This is a genomic window from Sphingomonas zeicaulis (assembly GCF_050433225.1).
Lineage (GTDB): Bacteria > Pseudomonadota > Alphaproteobacteria > Sphingomonadales > Sphingomonadaceae > Sphingomonas_D > Sphingomonas_D zeicaulis.
In genome coordinates this window covers 398,480-416,209 of the sequence record NZ_JBNPXQ010000002.1, presented here as the reverse complement: position 1 = coordinate 416,209, position 17,730 = coordinate 398,480, and the positions used below count along the sequence as shown (strand labels likewise).

Sequence of the window (17,730 nt, the reverse complement as noted above, 5' to 3'; positions counted from 1 at the left end):
CGAAGCGGAACGAATCGCGCTTGCCGGTGGCCATCGTCGGGCGCATCCTCGCTGCATAATCCATATCGGGAAAGCCCCCATGCCCCTGTCGCGTCGCCTGTCCCTGCCGCGTCTGCTGCTCTCGCTCGCCCTGATGCTGCCCGCCCCCGCCGTGCTCGCGCAGGAGCCGCCGCCGCAGGAGGAGGAGCAGGATTTCGACGATATCGTCGTCACCAGCATGCGCGTGCGACAGGGCGGCGCGCAGGATGTCCGCCACTTCCGCAAGGTCGCGCTCGAAGCGGGCATTCCGCAGCCCGATTCGCTGACCGTCGAAGGGTTGATGGGCGAGCATGATTTGACGATCGCCACCGCCACGCCCTGCAAGCAGCTTTTCTGCCTGGCGACCGAGGCGATGCCCGCCGCACTGCCCGGGCGACCGGACGACCGGCTGTTTGTGGGGCTTGGCTTCGGATCCAATATCGACGCGGACAAGTGGCGGCGGGAACCGCTCAACCTTGTTGCCGTGGTGGACAAGTCCGGATCGATGGACGGCCAGCCGCTCGATCTCGTTCGCAAGAGCCTCCGCCAGATCGCCGGCCAGATGCGCGCAGGCGATCGCATCGCGATCGTTCTTTATGGCGATGAGAGCCATGTCTGGCTCAAGCCCACCGACGTCGGCCGGGACCGCGCGGCCGTATTCTCGGCGATCGACGGGATCAAGAGCGAAGGCTCCACCAACATGGAGGAAGGGCTGCAGGTCGGTTACGAGACGGCGTTCGCCGATGCCGCCCACTTCAAGGGCAATACGCGCGTGATGCTGTTCACCGATGAGCAGCCCAATGTCGGCAGCACCGATGCGGGCAGCTTCATGGGCATGGCGCTCGATGCCTCGCGGCGCGGCATCGGCCTGACGACGATCGGCGTCGGCCTGCAGTTCGATGCCGATCTGGCCACCACCATTTCAAGCGTGCGCGGCGGCAACCTGTTCTTCATCGGCAATGCTGACGAGGTGAAGGACGTGTTCGCCCGCCAGCTCGATACGATGGTGAGCGAACTGGCGCACGATGTGGTGCTGACGATGGTGCCGACCGCTGGCTACAGCATCACCGGCGTGTTCGGCGTGCCTGACGGCCTCATGCGGGAGGGCAAGGACGGCGCGATCGCGATCACCGTGCCGACCGCCTTCCTCAGCACCAATGGTGGCGGCATCTTCGTCTCGCTGGGCAAGGAAAGCGCACGCGCGCACCTTCCTGCCGCAGCGCTTGACGCCGGCGCGCCCCTGATGCGGGTGGACCTCAGCTACGTCGGTGCGGCGGACGGCAAGGCGGGGCGCGATTCGGTGACGGTCGCGGCGCCCGCCGGCACGCCGAGCGCTGCACTGCGATCCGCACAGATGCTCGTCGACGAATATCTGTCGATGCAGGGGGCGACCGAAGCCTATCATTCAAACAATGATCCCAAAACCGCCTATGCCCTTCTGGCGGGGCTCGACAAAAGGCTGGCCGCGAGCGGCCTGACCGGGCTGGAGGGCGAACGCACGCTGGTCGGCAAGCTGCTCGAACAGACCGCCTTCTATGCGGGCTATAGCAGCGAGCGCCCCAAATCCCTGAGTCACCTCGGCGTGATCGGCGATTGGCGGATCATCAGCGCCGAAGGCTTCGAGGATCTTCGCCGTGGCGACCAAGTCAGCTTCTCCGACGACGAGGAATTCACCGTCGTCCGCGCCAAGCCGCGGCGGGGCGAGGAGGAAGAGGATTATGAGAGCTATGAGATCAACGAGCGGCAAATCCATCTGCCGGAATCGAAGCTCGTTATGACCTATCGCACCGACCGCGACCGCCTCTACCTGAACGGCGACGATGCGCAGGGCCGGCTGCGGCTGGTGATGGCGCGGTTGGAAACGGAATGATCGGCAGCGTTGCCGTGGATCATGATCGTGATCGGGGGCACGCGACGTCCTGTGCTGCGGTGTACGGCGTGGCGGCGTCGGTAGCCGCCACCCTGTGTTGCCGCCGGTCGCGCGGTTAGCGCACGACGCTACGAAAGGTGACGCTGCCCGCCTCGCCCGCGGGCAGCGCGCGGCGCCAGCGCAGATGCGTCACATCCTCGGACCGGGCCGTGCGAAGGTGGCCTGAACGGTCGCGCAGCCTGAGTGTTGCGAGCGCGCCCCAGCTGCGGCCGCCATCGACCGAAACGATCGCCGCCGGATCGCTGCTGGCTTCGAAGCGCAGCGGGCGCGGCAGCGGGTTGGTGATCGTGAAGGTGGATCGCGCTCGGTCACCCGTGATGTGATAGTTGAACACGAACACCAACCGATCACCGCGCGACACCGTCTCCGGCGTTTCCAGCACGATCCGTGTCGCGCCATTGGCATCGGCGACGGTGCGCTCAACGAACATGGCGCTGCTCAACGCCACTGCGCCATCCGCCGCGGCGTGAGGCGCGGCACCGATCAGCGTCAGCGGCAACAGCGCCGCGATGACCTTCTTCATTGCCCCTCCGTCCTGCAACCACCCCGTCCGGCCCGCGCCCGATCGGGATCGGGTTTCACCGGGCGGCAACAAGCCGGAACGCGTCGCCACCGGTGTTAAGCGGCCGCCGGCTCCCCCCGAAGCCAGCGGCCGCTCCCCCAGAAGTTCGCGACCGACCCCATCCCCACACAGCGGGGCCGGTCGCCGCCCGTTCGATCTGCATCTGCCGCGCGCACACGAAATGGTGCATAGCGCCTGACAGGCATCGAACCGGCGGGATCATCGTGCACGGAAGAAGCGAACAGACAGTTAATGTCGCCACGCCATTTTATCGTTCCGATCGAAAGGGAAGCGCCGCGTGCTGAGCGACGAGGACCATCATGGCGAAGATAATCATGACGGCATGCTCGGCCCGCTGGAGCGGGCAGGGTTGCGCCGTGCGGCACTGCGCCGTGACCGGCTGCTCGCCGCGCTGACGCTGATTGCCGGCGTCGGCCTGATCGTCGGCCTGCCCTTCGCACTGAAGGCGGGCGCCGAATTCTTCCTGCCGGTCACCGCCGCGCTGGTCGTCGCGATCGCTTTCGTCCCCGCGCTCGAATGGTTCGAGCGCCGCCGCGTGCCCTCGGGCCTCGCCGCGATGCTGTGCGTGCTCGCCTTCCTGTTCATCGCCAACATCGCGCTGGCGGCGATCGTGGTGCCGGCGACCGAATGGTTCCAGCTCTTCCCCGACCGGATCGGCCGCATCCAGGCGAATGTCGCGCCGTTGATTGAGCTCTATTCGAACCTGCAGGAGTATCTCGACCGCGCGCTACGCTCGCTTGAAAACGGCCGCGTCGGCTCGGCGCGCACCACCGCGGTGGAACCACCCAGTTCAATCCTGGAACTCGCCGCCACCTCCGCACCGACCGCGATCATCCAGATGTTCTTCGGACTGCTGGTGATCTTCTTCTTCCTCTCGGGCTGGACGCGCCTGCGCGCACGCACGATCACCAGCCGCGGCAGCTTCGGCGGCGCGATGGCGACGGCGCGGGTGATCCAGAACGTCGTCGACGCGACCTCGGCCTATCTCGGCACGATCACGACGATCAATTTCAGCCTTGGCCTGCTCGTCGCCGCCGGGCTGTGGCTGATCGGCATGCCATCCCCGCTGATGTGGGGCGGTATCGTGATGATCCTCAACTATATCCCCTATCTGGGCCCGATCCTTGCCGCCTTCCTGCTTGCGGTGGGCGGATTGATGACCTTTTCGGATATCTGGTGGGCGCTGATGCCTGCGGTCATCTTCGTCGGCCTTCACATGGTGGAGGCAAATGCGATCACGCCGCTGATCGTCGGGCGCCGGCTGACGATCAATCCGCTGTCGATTCTCGTCTCGATCAGCTTCTGGGGCTGGGTGTGGGGCGCCCCGGGCGCGCTGCTCGCGGTGCCGCTGCTGATCATCATACAGACCGTCGCTTCGGCCGCCGGCAAACCGGACATCGCCGGATTCCTGTTCGAAAGCGGCACCTTGACCGGCCGGCGGGACGATGAGGCCGGTGCCGAAGACCTTGTTTGAAAAACTCTCTTCAAGACACGCTTGACAGCCCGGCGAGCCTCCCCTAGTGGCCACGCCTCCAACGCACCAAGCGGGTGTAGCTCAGTTGGTTAGAGCGCCGGCCTGTCACGCCGGAGGTCGCGGGTTCGAGCCCCGTCACTCGCGCCACTTCTCAACTTTTCGCAGTTGAGGGTGGCGCCTTCCGCTTCCTGATCGTGCCAACGAAACAGCCGAATTTAGTCCCGGCAGATGGCGCCCCCTTGCGGCTGACCTCGTACGCATGACGGGTTGCAGAGACACCCGGCCAACCAAATTCGCCGGCATCGCATTTCCGATTGAACCGCAGCGCACATGCTGCCAAGAGCGCGCGACGCGGCGGCGAATCCCGCCGCATGGCCCCAAGCGGGTGTAGCTCAGTTGGTTAGAGCGCCGGCCTGTCACGCCGGAGGTCGCGGGTTCGAGCCCCGTCACTCGCGCCACCTTTCAACGTCGCAATGTTGAAGGTGGCGCTTTCCCCGGATGTTCGGCGGCATTGAGCCACAGGCCTTGCCGCTGCCGCACCCGTCGCCTGGCCGGCTGTTCATAAGCCTGGCCGGCAGGCTGCATCATCGCAAAATCGAACATGGCCTTGGTATGGACGAAGAGTTCCATCCGTGTCGACAGGTGAACGCGCAAACATACTCATGACAAATGAAGTGCAGACCAGTCGCGTCAACGACCGGTCTGCACTTCTTACGATCGAATGATGGCCCGTTGCGAACCCGTCTACATCTTATACGTCGTCACTTACCGCAGCCGGAAGAAGCGTGAAGGATCCGAATCGCAGGGATATTGCACCGCCGTCTGGTTGGTGTTCGTGGCACCGCCCGCAATGGTGAGGCACAGCCCGCTGGCTAGGTTCACGAGGCGGAAGCGGCCACCGTCGGCAGGCGCATAGAGCCAGCGGCGCGACGGGTCGGTATCGCAGCTATATTGGACCGATGGCGTATTGCGCTCGCTGTTGCCGCCTGCAACCGTAAGGCACAGACCGCTGCCGATATTGCGGATCTTCACGATATTGCCCTCGACGGGCTGGATCACCCAGGCGCGCGACGGGTCGCGATCGCAATAATATTGCACCGTCTGCTGATTGGGATTGGTCGCGCCGCCGGCGGGGCTGAGGCAGAGGCCGCTATTGACGTTCATCAGTTGGACGCGGCCACGTGGCGGCGCTGCCGAAGCAGGGGTGAGAGCGACGGTCGCCAAAGCCAGCACGGCCGAAGCGCCGAAAATGTGACTGATACGCATGGTACATCTCCTGTCGCGAACATCTTGCTCGCAGGGATTTACTAGCGCACATGACGTCGATTCGATGTGACCATCGTCACCTGTTCGAAATTTTGAAGTAAAACATCCTCTTTCGAGCAGATAAACGCGCCACACCTAGGATTTCAGTTCGATAAACTGAAGATGACCAAGCAATTTATCGCTCGTTCATGCCACGAACAGTTCAGTGAGCCGCCAGCTCGCGGGCCTGCACCAAGTGCTGGTTAACTTCGGGAATGCGATCCCGCGCAAGTTCCTGCAGCCGGGCGATGTCACCCGAGACGGCATAGCTCTGCAGCGTCACCATCGAACTTTCATGCGCCGAAACCTGCGCGCGCAGATAAGCGCCCACAAACGCGTCATCGTCTGTGTCGCGCAGTGCATCGAGACGTGCGCGCATGTCGATCGGCAGCGCGCCGTCGGGGGTGAGCGGCGGTGCCAGCCGCCCGGTCGCCGCGCGCAGTCCGGCAAGCGCCCGCTGATGCTCGTCGATCATCGATCGCGCGAAGGCGCGCACCGGCGCCGCAACGGGGCGGCGCGCGGCGAGCTCCGACGTCGCGATGATGAAGGTATCGATCGCCGCGGCTCGATCGATGAATTCCTGCGCATCCACCACGGTGGGCGCGCGCTCGGGGGTCGGGGTCGGTTCGGGTTCGGCGGCCTGGTCCTCGGCCAGCAGGTTGCGCGTCGCCTCGCGGCGCTGCGGGTCGCCGCAGGACGCAAGCAGCGCAAGGGCCGCGCCCAGCCCTGCCATCGTTCCCACCGCGGCCAACCGCCGCGCGATCTGCAACCCCGCCATGCCGTTGCTCCCCATATGTTTCGTCCGGATGCGTTGTTCCCATGCGGCCACAATGGCGCGCTGCCAACCCCTGCCGGCATGTCGGGCTCCTTTCGTCAACGCGCCAGACGCGCGAATGGCACAGCCTGTTCGCACACTCCGTCAGCTGGGATGTTTCGCTTCGCCGCCATCCGCGTGCGGCACGGCGCACGCGGCGCATGTCAGCGCCAGCGACCGGTTTCCATCCACCGCAGCAACGGCTTGAGCGGCGCGATCCAGACGATCCCGGCGACCACATAGACCAACAGCTGCACGAGCACCGGCAACCGTCCGATTGAAGCCGAGAAGGATCCGACGATCACTGCCACCAGCAGGATTAGCGCGAGGATCAGGAACATGCCGAACGGCTTGCGCCAGCTCGGCATCATGCCTCCGCCCCTTCGGCACGGGGCCCGGCGAGCCATTCGCGCTCGGTCAGCACCGCATCCAGCGGCATGTCCCAGGGCTCGAGCGGCAGCGATTCCACCTCCTGCACGGACCAGGCGACGCCGATGCGCAGGGCCTGAGGATTGGCGGCGAAGGCGCGATCATAATGGCCCGCTCCCTGCCCCAGCCGGTTGCGCCGGCGATCAAAGCCGACCAGCGGCGTCAGGATCAGGTCGGGCGCGACCTCGCGCCCCGCGGCATCGGGCTGGCGCAGCCCCATGGGGCCGACGACCAGCAGCGATCCCGGCCGCCAGGCGATGAATCGCATCGGATCGGCACGCGAGACGATGTGGGGCAGCGCGGTCTCGCAGCCCATTGCCGCCGCCTGCGTGAGCAGCCGCAGCGGATCCGCCTCCGCGCCCAACGGCGCATAGGCGGCAACGCAGCGTGCACGCCGCATCAGCGCAGCGAGCGGGCCGGGTGCGATGCCGAAGGTGAGCGCGCGGATCGCCCCCGGCAGCGCCGCGACATGCGCCTCGCGCCGCTCACGCAGCGCCGCCCGCAGCCCGCGCTTGTCGACGAGGGTGTCGTCGTTCGCGGTCATTGCGCGATCGCCGGGTGTGATGTGGCGGGACCGCCATGGCCGTTTGCCGGGATATCCACTGACGCCGAGAACGTCAGGTGGGGACCATGTAAGTCAGACCAGGATCTGCTCAGGGACAGCCCCCATGGATGATGAATAGCCTCAGGGATTATCGAAGGCTCGCACCGGGCAGTACCCGCCGCCACCTATCTAGGGTGTCGGCGCGGCCCCCTCAAGCCCCGCGCGCAGAGTTTCGAGCCGGCCGGCGAGGCGTTCCAGCGTTTCCGCAAGCGCAGCGTCCGATCCGGCCCCTGATTCCGCGGCTGCCGCGGTATCGCGTAGATCGGCCAGTTCGTCCGCGAGCAGCAATGCGGCGAACAGCAATTGCCGGGTTTCGTTGACGGCGCCGAGGCCGCGGCCGGCCTCCCGCGCCTTGCCGTCGACGATCAAGGCCATCCGGCGCAGATGTGCTTCCTCACCGTCGCGGCACATCACCTTGTGGGTCCGGCCGGCGATCTCGATCGCCACCTCAGCCATGATCGTCGTCCACGGCCGGAGCGGCGGCGGGCGGGGAGAGCAGCGCCTCGATCGCGCCCAGCGCACTTTCAGCCTCGCTGCGCAGCGCCGCGTGCCGTCGTTCGAGTTCGGCATGCACCGCCGGATCGACGCCCGCCGGGGCGGCGGGGCGCGGCGCGGCCGACCAGCGCTCGATCCCCTCGACTGCCCTTTCGATCCTTGCGATCGCGACGCTGATCCGGTCGTCCGCCATTCCTGCCGCACCTAGCACAGCCACGCAGCGGAGCAAGCAGCCCCCACGGTTGACGCTTCGCCTTCGTCACGACAAAGGAGCGCTGCCGAAAGACACGACTCGCGGCGGTCCGGGCCCTCCGGCCCGCGCTGCACAAGGGAGCATCATGACCGCGACGACCGACTGCGTAACGCGCCTACAAATGGCGAATGCGATCCGTGCGCTGGCCATGGACGGTGTCGAGGCCGCCAATAGCGGCCACCCCGGCATGCCGATGGGCATGGCCGACGTCGCGACCACCTTGTTCTGCGATTATCTGAAATTCGATCCCGCCGATCCGCGCTGGGCCGATCGCGACCGCTTCGTGCTGTCCGCCGGCCACGGTTCAATGCTGATCTATGCGCTGCTGCACCTGACCGGTTATGCGCGCCCGACGATCGAGGACATCAGCCGCTTCCGCAAGCTGCACAGCCCCTGCGCCGGCCACCCGGAGAATTTCGAGCTCGCCGGCATCGAGGCGACCACCGGGCCGCTGGGCTCCGGACTCGCCACCGCGGTCGGCATGGCGATCGCCGAGCGCCACCTCAACGCCGATTATGGCGACGACCTCGTCGATCACCGCACCTGGGTGATCGCGGGCGACGGCTGCCTGATGGAAGGCGTCAACCATGAGGCGGTCGGCCTTGCCGGGCATCTGAAGCTCGGCCGGCTGATCGTGCTGTGGGACGATAACCGCATCACCATCGATGGCGCTGTCGACCTGTCGTCGAGCGAGGATGTCGTTGCCCGCTACGACGCGTCGGGCTGGCACACCGTGCGCTGCGACGGCCATGACGAGGCCAGCATCAAGGCCGCGCTCGACGAAGCGATCGCCGACGACCGGCCCTCGCTGGTCGCCTGCCGCACGATCATCGGCAAGGGTGCGCCCAACAAGCAGGGCACCTCGGCCACGCACGGCGCCGCGCTGGGCGCCGCCGAAGTCGCCGCCGCCCGCGAGACGCTGGGCTGGACGTCCGAGCCGTTCGTGATCCCCGCCGACATCGCTGCCGCGTGGGATCAGGCCGGCCGTCGGGGCGCCGGGACCAATGCCGACTGGCAAGCGCGCGCGGGTGCGGCCGCCAAGGGCGCCGAGTTCGTCGCGCGCATGGCCGGCGAATTCGACGCGACCGGCTGGCTCAAGCCCTATGTCGACGCGCTGATCGCCGAGCCCAAGACGGTGGCGACGCGCAAGGCATCCGAAATGGCGCTGGAGGCGATCACCGCCGCGATCCCGGCGACCCTGGGCGGTTCGGCCGACCTTACCGGATCGAACAACACCCGCACCAAGTCGACCCCGCCGCTGACCGCCGCCAATTATGGCGGCCGCTACCTGCACTACGGCATTCGCGAGTTCGGCATGGGCCTCGCCATGAACGGCATGGCGCTGCACGGCGGCGTCATCCCCTATGGCGGCACCTTCCTGGTCTTCGCCGACTATTGCCGCGCCGCGATCCGCCTGTCGGCGCTGCAGAATGCGCAGGTCGTCTATGTGCTGACCCACGATTCGATCGGCCTCGGCGAGGATGGCCCGACGCACCAGCCGATCGAGCATATGATGAGCCTTCGGGTCATCCCCAATCTCGACGTCTATCGGCCCGCCGACGTGATCGAGACCGCGGAATGCTGGGCGCTCGCGCTGGAACGGCGCGACGGCCCCGCGGTGATCGCGCTGACCCGCCAGAACCTGCGCCAGCTCCGCCTCGAAGCGTCGGAAAATCTGTCAGCCAAGGGCGCCTATCGTCTCAAGGCAGCCGAGGGTGAGCGCAAGGTGGTGCTGGTCGCCACCGGCTCCGAGGTCGAAATCGCGGCCGACGTCGCAAAGGCGCTTGAAGAAGCCGGTGTCGGCGCCGATGTGGTTTCTATGCCGAACTGGCGCCATTTCGATGCTCAATCGGCCGACTACAAGCGTGATCTCCTTCCCGCTGATGCGCTCAAGGTCTCGATCGAGGCTGGCACGACGATGGGCTGGGAACGCTATGTCGGCCTCGATGGCCTGCGTTTCGGTATCGACCGGTTCGGCGCCTCCGCGCCGGCGAAGGATCTGTACGAATATTTCGGTCTCACGGCCGCAACAATCGCGCCGCAAATCCTCTCGGCGCTGGGCAAGTAGGAGCTACGCAACATGGCAGTGAAAGTCGCGATCAACGGTTTCGGACGCATCGGCCGCCTCGTCGCCCGCGCGATCCTCGCGCGCCCGGAAAGCGGCCTCGAACTGGTCGCGATCAACGACCTGGCGGATGCCAAGGCGAACGCGCTGCTGTTCAAGCGTGACAGCGTTCACGGCACCTATCCCGGCACCGTCGAGGTCGACGGCAACGACCTGATCATCGACGGCAAGCGCGTGAAGGTTTCGGCCGAGCGCGATCCGGCCAACCTGCCGCACGCCGAGAACGGCGTCGACATCGCGCTGGAATGCACCGGCTTCTTCACCGACCGCGCGTCGGCCGAGAAGCACATCGCCGCGGGCGCCAAGAAGGTTTTGATCTCGGCGCCGGGCAAGAATGTCGACCTGACCGTCGTCTTCGGCGTCAACAACGACAAGCTGACCGCCGAGCACAACATCGTCTCCAACGCGAGCTGCACCACCAACTGCCTCGCGCCCGTCGCCAAGGTGCTGAACGATGCGCTCGGCATCGAGCGTGGCCTGATGACGACGATCCACGCCTACACCAACGACCAGAAGATCCTCGACCAGATCCACAGCGATCCGCGCCGCGCCCGCGCCGCCGCCATGTCGATCATCCCGACCACGACGGGCGCCGCCCGCGCGGTGGGTGAGGTTCTGCCCGAGCTGAAGGGCAAGCTGGACGGTTCCGCGGTGCGCGTGCCGACCCCGAACGTGAGCCTGGTCGACCTGACCTTCACCCCGAAGCGCGACACCACCAAGGATGAGGTCAATTCGATCCTCAAGGCGGCGTCGGAATCGGGTCCGCTGGTCGGCATCCTCGCCTACACCGATGAGCCGCTCGTCTCGATCGACTTCAACCACCAGCCGGTCTCCTCGACGATCGACAGCCTCGAGACCACCGTGCTCGAAGGCAAGCTCGTCCGCGTCGTTTCCTGGTACGACAATGAGTGGGGCTTCTCGAACCGCATGGTCGACACCGCCGGCGCGATGGCCGCGCTGTTGTAATCTTCCCTCCTCCCGCTTGCGGGAGGGGTCGGGGAGGGCCTGCAGGAGGGCTCCGTCCAATCGGACACGCCCTCCCTTAACCCCTTCCGCGAGCGGAAGGGGAACTATATGACGTCCGCGCGCCTCATCGGCATCGCCCGGCATGATCGGCCCCACGGGCCGATGCAGACCATCGACCATGTCGGCGTGACCTGCGCCGAGGGCGTGCATGGCGATTTTCGCGGCGCGCTCAAGCCCGGCCGCAACAAGCGCCAGGTGACGGTGATGCGCGCCGAGGATTGGCTGGCCGCAGTCGAACAGGTCGGCCTGCCGGTCGAATGGCAGGAACGACGCGTCAATCTGCTCGTTCGAGGGCTGATCGAATGGCCGCCTCGGCCGGGCGAGATCATGCGCATCGGCGCCACGCTCGAACTCCGCATCAACGGCGAATGCGACCCGTGCGCCCGCATGGACGCGCTTGTCGACGGCCTGCAACTTGCGCTGCGTCCCGACTGGCGCGGCGGGATCATCACGACGGTGATCGCTGATGGCGACATCGCACTGGGAGATGACGTGAGCGTTCACGTCGAAGCAATGACAGGGAGCAAGGCGTGAAGGCGTTCCGCACACTCGACGACATGGGCGACATCCGCGGCAAGCGTGTGCTGGTCCGTGAAGATCTCAACGTGCCGATGAAGGACGGCGTCGTGACCGACGACACTCGCTTGCGCGCGACCGTCGCGACTGTGGGCGAACTCGCCGACAAGGGCGCGATCGTACTGGTGCTCGCGCATTTCGGCCGCCCCAAGGGCGCGCCCAACCCGGAAATGTCGCTGGCGCCGCTGACCGCACCCTATAGCGCGGTGCTTGGTCGCGAGGTGATGTTTGTCGGCGATTGCGTCGGGGAGACCGCCGCGGCCGCAGTTGCCGCTCTCAATCCGGGCGACATCGCGGTGCTGGAAAACACCCGCTTTCATACCGGCGAGGAGAAGAATGATCCCGCGCTGGTCGAAGAGATGGCGAAGCTCGGCGATCTCTACGTCAACGACGCCTTCTCCGCGGCGCATCGCGCCCACGCCTCCACCGAAGGCCTCGCGGGCAAGCTGCCCGCCTTCGCCGGCCGCGCGATGGAAGCCGAACTCGACGCGCTAGAAAAGGCTCTGGGCAAGCCCGAGCATCCGGTGGCCGCGGTCGTCGGCGGCGCCAAGGTCTCGACCAAGCTCGACGTGCTCAAGCATCTCGTCACCAAGGTCGATCATCTGATCATTGGCGGCGGCATGGCCAACACCTTCCTCGCGGCACGCGGCGTCAATGTCGGCAAGTCGCTGTGCGAGCATGACCTGACCGGCACCGCCGACGAGATCATGGATGCCGCCGACGCGGCCGGCTGCACTGTCCACCTGCCCTATGACGTGATCGTCGCAACGGAGTTCAAGCCCAACCCGTCGACGCGCACGGTGAACGTCCATGAGGTTCGCGAGGACGAGATGATTCTCGACGTCGGCCCGGCCGCGGTCGAGGCGTTGGGCGACGTCCTCAAGAACTGCCGGACCTTGGTGTGGAACGGCCCGCTCGGCGCGTTCGAGACGCCGCCGTTCGACGCCGCCACCGTCAACCTCGCGCGCACCGCAGCAGCACTCACCACCGAGGGTTCGCTGGTTTCGGTCGCCGGCGGCGGTGACACGGTGGCCGCGCTCAACCAGGCAGACGTCGCCGACAAGTTCAGCTTCGTCTCGACCGCCGGCGGCGCCTTCCTGGAATGGATGGAAGGCAAGGAACTGCCCGGCGTGAAGGCGCTGACGCGCGCCTGATCGTTGCCATCGTCCCCCGCCGCGCTGCCCGCCATCGTTGGCGGCAGCGCGGCTGCGGGATCAGTCTGCGTCTCTCCAGGCCCAATAAAGCTGGGCAGGCGGAATGTTCACCGGCTCGAACGCATGGTCGATGCGCGAGAAGAAGGGCGCGATGAAATCGCGGACCTTCGGCGAGAATTGATAGACAAGGAAGGCGCCGCCGACCCGCAGCGCGGCCTGCGTGGCGCGCGCGATGTCCGGCCCTACTCCCGGCGGCAAGGTGGAGAAGGGCAGGCCTGACAGCACATAATCGGCATGATCAAAGCCGAGATCGCTCAGGATCCGCTGCACGTCGGCCGCGGACCCATGGACCGCCTTGAAGCGCGAATCGGGAATCTCGGCGCGCAGATAGGAAATGAACTCCGGGTTGGTATCGATCGCCACCAGCACCGCATCGGGCGCCAGACGTTCGAGGATGGGGCGGCAGAAAGTGCCGACGCCCGGGCCATATTCGACGAACACCCGGGTGTTCGCCCAATCGACCTTCGACAGCATGTGCCTGATCAACCGCCTGGACGACGGGATGACCGAGCCGACCATGACCGGGTGCTTCACGAAACCCTTGAAGAACATGGTCAGCGGCCCGGGCCGTCCCCCCGCGCGTCGCGCCAACCTGATGCGCTTTCGCGCCGTCTTCGCCGATGAGCTCATGAGCGTCCTTGATTGTCACAGTAACGAAGGGTTCACGTCGCAAAAACGTCATAACAATTCAAGCGAGCCGATGTTGCCTTGCGACGGGGGGAGTGGCGCGGTCGCCCAGGCAAGCTTAAAGGCGGCGTCATGCACCTGACGCCGCCCGCCGGCACGATCGCCGTCATTTTCACCTCGCGCCGCACCACCGCGGACGATGCAGGCTATGCCGCCGCCGCCGACGCGATGGATGCGCTTGCCCGGGCACAGCCCGGCTATGCCGGCATCGTCTCCGCACGTGGCGCGGACGGCCTCGGCATCACAATCAGCTATTGGGACAGCGAGGTTGCAGCGATCGCGTGGCGGGACAACCCGGAGCATGAAGCGATCCGGGAACGTGGCCGTGCCCTCTGGTACGAGGACTATGGCGTGGTCGTAGCAGGCGTCAGCCGCGCCTATGCCTGGACAAGGGACTGAAAGCGTTCAGCCCCTCCCCCGAGCGGGAGAGGGGCTGAACGCGCAATCACTCCTTCCCGCCGCTACGCGGCGTGAGCATGCCCGGCGAGACGAAGCCGATCGGCTGAAGGGACAGCGCGTCCTGCTTCAGCTTCGCCTGGATCTGCTCATACTCGCGCTCCATCTCGGCGGTCACCGAGGCGCGGGTGTCTTCCAGCGCCTTTTCGAAGTGCCGGGCGGTGACCCTTTCCACCGAAAGCGATTCGCGCAGAGCGAATAGGCCGGCGCGGCGGACGAGATCCTCGAGATCGGCGCCGGTGAAGCGCTCGGTGCGCTCCGCCAGATCGTCGAGATCGACATCATCCGCCAACGGCATCTTGCCGGTGTGAATCGAGAGGATGCGGCGGCGGCCGCCCGAATCGGGCACGCTGACATAGACCAGCTCGTCGAACCGCCCCGGTCGCAGCAGCGCCGGATCGATCAGGTTGGGCCGGTTGGTCGCACCGATCACGATGACAGACTGCAGTTCCTCCAGCCCGTCCATCTCGGCCAGAATGGTGTTGACCACGCGCTCGGTAACCTGCGGCTCGCCCAGGCCGCCCCCACGCGCCGGCACCAGCGAGTCGAGCTCGTCGATGAAGATGACGCAAGGGGAAACCTGGCGGGCGCGGGCAAACAGCCGGGCGATCTGCTGCTCGCTCTCACCATACCATTTGGAGAGCAGGTCGCTCGACTTGGTGGCGATGAAGTTCGCCTCCGCCTCACGCGCGACCGCCTTGGCGAGCAGGGTCTTGCCGGTGCCCGGCGGGCCATAGAGCAGGAAGCCCTTGGCCGGCCGGATGCCGAGACGGCGGAACGCGTCCGGATCCTTGAGCGGCAGTTCCACGCCTTCGCGCAGCCGCTCGCGGGCATCGTCGAGGCCGCCGATATCGTCCCAGCCGACATTCGGTGCCTGCACCATTACCTCGCGCATCGCCGAAGGCTGCACGCGCTTGATCGCCGCCTGGAAATCCTCGCGCGTCACCGCCAGAGAATCGAGCACCTCGGTGGGGATCGAGCGATCCTCGAGGTTGAGCTTCGGCATGATCCGCCGCACCGCCTCGATCGCAGCCTCGCGAGTCAGCGCCGCGAGATCGGCTCCGACGAAACCGTAGGTCTGGCGTGACAGTTCGGCGAGATCGACCTTGTCGCCCAGCGGCATGCCGCGGGTGTGGATGCCCAGGATCTCGCGGCGGCCGCGCTCGTCGGGCACACCGACCACGATCTCGCGGTCGAACCGGCCGGGGCGGCGAAGCGCCTCGTCGATCGCTTCGGGGCGATTGGTGGCAGCGATCACCACCAGATTGGCGCGTGCCTCAAGCCCATCCATCAGGGTCAGGAGCTGTGCAACGAGGCGCTTCTCAGCCTCGCCCTGCACCTGGCCGCGCTTGGGCGCGATCGAATCGATCTCGTCGATGAACACGATCGAGGGCGCGGCCTTGGTCGCCTGCTCGAACACGTCGCGAAGCCGCTTCTCCGACTCGCCATAGGCGGAGCCCATGATCTCGGGGCCATTGATCAGGAAGAAATCGGCGTCGCTCTCGTTCGCCACCGCGCGCGCGAGACGCGTCTTGCCAGTGCCGGGCGGGCCATGAAGCAGCACCCCCTTGGGCGGATCGACACCCAGACGCTGGAACAGTTCGGGATAGCGCAACGGCAGCTCGACCATTTCGCGGAGCTGGTCGATCGTGTCGCCCATGCCGCCGATATCGTCATAGGTGACGTCGGCGCGCTGACGATCGTGCGGCTCCTCATATTCGGCGCGCAGTTCGATCTCGGTCTCGGCGTCGATATGGACGATGCCCTTGGGGGTCACCGAGATCACCGACAGCCGGATTTCCTGCAGCGCATAGGCCGGTGCGGCGAGCATCTGCCGCAGGTTGGGCGGCATGTCGCCGCGGTCAACCTGCTGCTGGCCCGCGGTTGCGACGACATCGCCCGCCGCCAGCGGCCGGCCGGCGAAGCTGCGTTTCAGCGCGTTGGTCGAGCCCTGCAGGCGCAGATTCTGCTGCGCGGGGGCGAACACCACCCGCTGCGCCGGCTTCGATTCCGCCTTGCGCACCGTGACATATTCGCCTGAGCCGGCGCCCGCGTTGATACGAAGCAGGCCGTCGACACGGATGATCTCGAGCCCCTCATCCTCGGGATAGGGCACCACCGCGCGCGCGGGCGTTGCGCGCTTGCCGGCGATCTCGATCACATCGCCTTCGGTGATGCCGAGTGTTGCCATGAGGGCACGCGGGATGCGGGCAAGGCCACGGCCGCTATCTTCGGGCCGGGCATTCGCAACCTGCAGCTTGGGTAAGATCTTCTCCCCGTCCGCCATCTGATCGTTCCTGTTGTTGCCGAAGCGGGAACATAGGGATGGGCGCGCGGCGATACGAGCCCCCGCACCCGTAAAGGTTCAAGGAACCGAGCAACCTCGGCACACACGGATGCGGAGCACAAAAAAAAAAGGCCGATCGAGAACGACCGGCCTATGAAAGTTTTAGGAGAGGATGCCTGAAAGGCAGTTTTTATATGCAACGCAGCATGGTTTTTCGCAATTGCGAACTCCTCGTAAACGAATGCACTTCTTGCACACACTGAGTGATAATCCGCTACGCCGATCGCCCCCGCGATGCGGTGCCGCAAAGCACGAAAAAATGGCCGGCGCGAAACCGCACCGGCCTGAAAAGTTTTAGGAGAGGATGCCTGAAAGGCTCAGCATATGTGCGACGCAGCGTCCTCCTTCGCAAGTGCGAACGAAATGGCGACGACTGCAAGGGTTGCAATCGTGTAACTGACATGTTTTCCTGTGTTCCGCCGTACGTTAGGTAGGGTGCGTAGTTGGTGCGCCGCACCATTCAGGGGTTCGCCATGCGTCGTTTACCGCCGCTCACCGCGATTGAGGCATTCGTGCAGGTTGCCCGGCTGGGGTCGGTCAAGGCCGCAGCCGAGGAACTCGCGCTATCGTCGCCCGCGCTGACGCGACGGGTGCAGACGCTGGAGCGCTTCCTGGGCCGCGCGCTGTTCGAGCGCCGCCATCAGTCCATCAAACTGAACGCAGAGGGGGAACGCCTGCTGCAGCAGATCGCCCCGTCGATCGATGCGTTGTCCGATGCCATCGAATCGATGACGAGCGGGCCTGATATCCTGCGCTTGCGGCTGGGCGTGCTGCCGCTGTTCGCCTCGCAGCGACTGTTCCCGCATCTCGCCGAACTGCGCACCCGCTTTCCCAACCTGCACATCGACGTCGATACCGCCGCGCACAGCATCTCGCGGCTGGGCGACGGGCTGGACGCGGCGATCACGTTGGCGCGCGAACTCGATCCGGCGCTCTACGCCAAGCGGCTCGACCGCAACATGGTCTATGCGATCACCTCGCACCGGCTGACCACCGGCCCCAAGGCGATCACCCGCCCCGAGCAGCTCGAAGAGCATACGGTGATGCTCCACCGCGACATGCCCGACACGTTCGATAGCTGGCGCGCGGCGATCGGCATGCGCCGGCTGGAGCCGGCCGCGGTCGATTATTATGATTCGGGGCAGCTCATGCTCGAAGCCGCGGCGCAGGGCCTCGGCGTCGCCTTCATGCATGAGAGCCATTACAACGACGCACATGACGAGCGGCTGGTGCGGCTGTTCGATTTCTCGGTCGAGAGCCCTTACAGCTATTGGTTCGCATGCCGCCCGCGCGCGCTGGCGACGCGGCCGGTTCAGATCTTCCACGACTGGCTGGTGGATCTGTTCGCCTGAGGCGGCTGCCTCTTCCTCCCCGAGCTTGCTCGGGGAGGAAAA

19 protein-coding genes, 2 tRNA genes and 1 other RNA gene are annotated in these 17,730 nt (G+C 66.1%); 11 read left to right on the top strand and 11 right to left on the bottom strand.

Annotation, left to right across the window (positions count from 1 at the left end):
• Positions 1–79: 79 nt before the first annotated feature.
• Positions 80–1,888: a vWA domain-containing protein gene (locus FHS96_RS11070; protein ID WP_429590808.1), complete on the top strand. Its 1,809-nt coding sequence runs from the start codon at positions 80–82 to the stop codon at positions 1,886–1,888.
• Positions 1,889–2,003: 115 nt separating this feature from the next.
• Here FHS96_RS11070 and FHS96_RS11065 read toward each other — a convergent pair whose 3' ends face one another.
• Entirely contained in the window at positions 2,004–2,471 is a 468-nt protein-coding gene (locus FHS96_RS11065; protein WP_429590806.1) for a hypothetical protein, read from the bottom strand.
• A gap of 382 nt (positions 2,472–2,853) precedes the next feature.
• On the opposite strand from FHS96_RS11065, the gene FHS96_RS11060 reads away from it, so the two are divergent.
• The 3 genes from FHS96_RS11060 to FHS96_RS11050 all read left to right on the top strand — a co-directional run bounded on the left by FHS96_RS11060 (position 2,854) and on the right by FHS96_RS11050 (position 4,463).
• A complete protein-coding gene (locus tag FHS96_RS11060; protein ID WP_429591765.1) occupies positions 2,854–4,005 on the top strand; it encodes an AI-2E family transporter in 1,152 nt (383 codons plus the stop codon).
• Between the two features lie 70 nt (positions 4,006–4,075).
• A tRNA-Asp gene (locus tag FHS96_RS11055) sits at positions 4,076–4,152 on the top strand.
• Positions 4,153–4,386: 234 nt separating this feature from the next.
• Positions 4,387–4,463, top strand: a tRNA-Asp gene (locus tag FHS96_RS11050).
• A gap of 4 nt (positions 4,464–4,467) precedes the next feature.
• Here the strand turns inward: FHS96_RS11050 and FHS96_RS11045 are convergent.
• The 8 genes from FHS96_RS11045 to FHS96_RS11010 all read right to left on the bottom strand — a co-directional run bounded on the left by FHS96_RS11045 (position 4,468) and on the right by FHS96_RS11010 (position 7,845).
• The gene (locus FHS96_RS11045; protein ID WP_429590803.1) at positions 4,468–4,635 is read right to left on the bottom strand and encodes a hypothetical protein; all 168 of its coding nucleotides are present in this window, start codon (positions 4,633–4,635) and stop codon (positions 4,468–4,470) included.
• 135 nt (positions 4,636–4,770) lie between these two features.
• The gene (locus FHS96_RS11040) at positions 4,771–5,271 is read right to left on the bottom strand and encodes an RICIN domain-containing protein (protein ID WP_429590800.1); all 501 of its coding nucleotides are present in this window, start codon (positions 5,269–5,271) and stop codon (positions 4,771–4,773) included.
• Positions 5,272–5,473: 202 nt separating this feature from the next.
• Positions 5,474–6,088, bottom strand: coding sequence for a DUF4142 domain-containing protein (locus FHS96_RS11035; RefSeq protein WP_429590797.1), 615 nt, complete (start codon positions 6,086–6,088; stop codon positions 5,474–5,476).
• A gap of 200 nt (positions 6,089–6,288) precedes the next feature.
• Positions 6,289–6,495, bottom strand: coding sequence for a DUF2842 domain-containing protein (locus FHS96_RS11030; protein WP_429590794.1), 207 nt, complete (start codon positions 6,493–6,495; stop codon positions 6,289–6,291).
• Complete coding sequence (locus FHS96_RS11025; RefSeq protein ID WP_429590791.1) at positions 6,492–7,097, bottom strand: 5-formyltetrahydrofolate cyclo-ligase; 606 nt, start codon at positions 7,095–7,097, stop codon at positions 6,492–6,494. The genes FHS96_RS11030 and FHS96_RS11025 overlap by 4 nt, the downstream gene beginning before the upstream one ends.
• A gap of 23 nt (positions 7,098–7,120) precedes the next feature.
• Positions 7,121–7,275: non-coding RNA, 6S RNA (gene ssrS / locus FHS96_RS11020), on the bottom strand.
• 11 nt (positions 7,276–7,286) lie between these two features.
• Entirely contained in the window at positions 7,287–7,613 is a 327-nt protein-coding gene (locus FHS96_RS11015) for a cell division protein ZapA (protein ID WP_429590788.1), read from the bottom strand.
• Entirely contained in the window at positions 7,606–7,845 is a 240-nt protein-coding gene (locus tag FHS96_RS11010) for a hypothetical protein (RefSeq protein WP_429590785.1), read from the bottom strand. Before FHS96_RS11010 ends, FHS96_RS11015 begins: the two co-directional genes overlap by 8 nt.
• A 145-nt stretch (positions 7,846–7,990) precedes the next feature.
• On the opposite strand from FHS96_RS11010, the gene tkt reads away from it, so the two are divergent.
• The 4 genes from tkt to FHS96_RS10990 all read left to right on the top strand — a co-directional run bounded on the left by tkt (position 7,991) and on the right by FHS96_RS10990 (position 12,786).
• Positions 7,991–9,973, top strand: a complete 1,983-nt coding sequence (gene tkt / locus FHS96_RS11005; protein ID WP_429590782.1) for a transketolase — start codon at positions 7,991–7,993, stop codon at positions 9,971–9,973.
• A 12-nt stretch (positions 9,974–9,985) separates the two neighbouring features.
• The gene (gene gap / locus FHS96_RS11000; protein ID WP_429590779.1) at positions 9,986–10,996 is read left to right on the top strand and encodes a type I glyceraldehyde-3-phosphate dehydrogenase; all 1,011 of its coding nucleotides are present in this window, start codon (positions 9,986–9,988) and stop codon (positions 10,994–10,996) included.
• A gap of 108 nt (positions 10,997–11,104) precedes the next feature.
• Complete coding sequence (locus FHS96_RS10995) at positions 11,105–11,590, top strand: MOSC domain-containing protein (RefSeq protein ID WP_429590776.1); 486 nt, start codon at positions 11,105–11,107, stop codon at positions 11,588–11,590.
• Between the two features lie 23 nt (positions 11,591–11,613).
• The gene (locus tag FHS96_RS10990) at positions 11,614–12,786 is read left to right on the top strand and encodes a phosphoglycerate kinase (RefSeq protein WP_429591763.1); all 1,173 of its coding nucleotides are present in this window, start codon (positions 11,614–11,616) and stop codon (positions 12,784–12,786) included.
• A 60-nt stretch (positions 12,787–12,846) separates the two neighbouring features.
• Here FHS96_RS10990 and FHS96_RS10985 read toward each other — a convergent pair whose 3' ends face one another.
• Positions 12,847–13,437: a class I SAM-dependent methyltransferase gene (locus tag FHS96_RS10985; RefSeq protein WP_429590773.1), complete on the bottom strand. Its 591-nt coding sequence runs from the start codon at positions 13,435–13,437 to the stop codon at positions 12,847–12,849.
• On the opposite strand from FHS96_RS10985, the gene FHS96_RS10980 reads away from it, so the two are divergent.
• Both FHS96_RS10980 and FHS96_RS10975 read left to right on the top strand, forming a co-directional pair.
• Positions 13,349–13,615: a hypothetical protein gene (locus FHS96_RS10980; RefSeq protein WP_429591807.1), complete on the top strand. Its 267-nt coding sequence runs from the start codon at positions 13,349–13,351 to the stop codon at positions 13,613–13,615. The genes FHS96_RS10985 and FHS96_RS10980 overlap by 89 nt on opposite strands.
• The gene (locus FHS96_RS10975) at positions 13,606–13,932 is read left to right on the top strand and encodes an antibiotic biosynthesis monooxygenase family protein (protein ID WP_429590770.1); all 327 of its coding nucleotides are present in this window, start codon (positions 13,606–13,608) and stop codon (positions 13,930–13,932) included. Before FHS96_RS10980 ends, FHS96_RS10975 begins: the two co-directional genes overlap by 10 nt.
• Positions 13,933–13,978: 46 nt before the next feature.
• Here the strand turns inward: FHS96_RS10975 and FHS96_RS10970 are convergent, their stop codons facing one another.
• A complete protein-coding gene (locus FHS96_RS10970; RefSeq protein ID WP_429590767.1) occupies positions 13,979–16,276 on the bottom strand; it encodes a CDC48 family AAA ATPase in 2,298 nt (765 codons plus the stop codon).
• A 533-nt stretch (positions 16,277–16,809) separates the two neighbouring features.
• Between FHS96_RS10970 and FHS96_RS10965 the strand changes: the two genes are divergently transcribed.
• Positions 16,810–17,688: a LysR substrate-binding domain-containing protein gene (locus FHS96_RS10965; RefSeq protein WP_025294538.1), complete on the top strand. Its 879-nt coding sequence runs from the start codon at positions 16,810–16,812 to the stop codon at positions 17,686–17,688.
• The last annotated feature ends 42 nt before the right edge of the window (positions 17,689–17,730 follow it).

Coding starts and splice junctions, on each gene's coding strand:
- FHS96_RS11040 (WP_429590800.1), bottom strand. CDS start 5,271: ATGCGTATCAGTCACATTTTCGGCGCTTCGGCCGTGCTGGCTTTGGCG.
- FHS96_RS11010 (WP_429590785.1), bottom strand. CDS start 7,845: ATGGCGGACGACCGGATCAGCGTCGCGATCGCAAGGATCGAAAGGGCA.
- FHS96_RS10990 (WP_429591763.1), top strand. CDS start 11,614: ATGGGCGACATCCGCGGCAAGCGTGTGCTGGTCCGTGAAGATCTCAAC.
- FHS96_RS11065 (WP_429590806.1), bottom strand. CDS start 2,471: ATGAAGAAGGTCATCGCGGCGCTGTTGCCGCTGACGCTGATCGGTGCC.
- tkt (WP_429590782.1), top strand. CDS start 7,991: ATGACCGCGACGACCGACTGCGTAACGCGCCTACAAATGGCGAATGCG.
- FHS96_RS11025 (WP_429590791.1), bottom strand. CDS start 7,097: ATGACCGCGAACGACGACACCCTCGTCGACAAGCGCGGGCTGCGGGCG.
- FHS96_RS11030 (WP_429590794.1), bottom strand. CDS start 6,495: ATGATGCCGAGCTGGCGCAAGCCGTTCGGCATGTTCCTGATCCTCGCG.
- FHS96_RS10965 (WP_025294538.1), top strand. CDS start 16,810: ATGCGTCGTTTACCGCCGCTCACCGCGATTGAGGCATTCGTGCAGGTT.
- FHS96_RS10995 (WP_429590776.1), top strand. CDS start 11,105: ATGACGTCCGCGCGCCTCATCGGCATCGCCCGGCATGATCGGCCCCAC.
- FHS96_RS10980 (WP_429591807.1), top strand. CDS start 13,349: ATGACCGAGCCGACCATGACCGGGTGCTTCACGAAACCCTTGAAGAAC.
- FHS96_RS11060 (WP_429591765.1), top strand. CDS start 2,854: ATGCTCGGCCCGCTGGAGCGGGCAGGGTTGCGCCGTGCGGCACTGCGC.
- FHS96_RS11070 (WP_429590808.1), top strand. CDS start 80: ATGCCCCTGTCGCGTCGCCTGTCCCTGCCGCGTCTGCTGCTCTCGCTC.
- FHS96_RS11045 (WP_429590803.1), bottom strand. CDS start 4,635: ATGGAACTCTTCGTCCATACCAAGGCCATGTTCGATTTTGCGATGATG.
- FHS96_RS10975 (WP_429590770.1), top strand. CDS start 13,606: ATGCACCTGACGCCGCCCGCCGGCACGATCGCCGTCATTTTCACCTCG.
- gap (WP_429590779.1), top strand. CDS start 9,986: ATGGCAGTGAAAGTCGCGATCAACGGTTTCGGACGCATCGGCCGCCTC.
- FHS96_RS11015 (WP_429590788.1), bottom strand. CDS start 7,613: ATGGCTGAGGTGGCGATCGAGATCGCCGGCCGGACCCACAAGGTGATG.
- FHS96_RS10970 (WP_429590767.1), bottom strand. CDS start 16,276: ATGGCGGACGGGGAGAAGATCTTACCCAAGCTGCAGGTTGCGAATGCC.
- FHS96_RS11035 (WP_429590797.1), bottom strand. CDS start 6,088: ATGGCGGGGTTGCAGATCGCGCGGCGGTTGGCCGCGGTGGGAACGATG.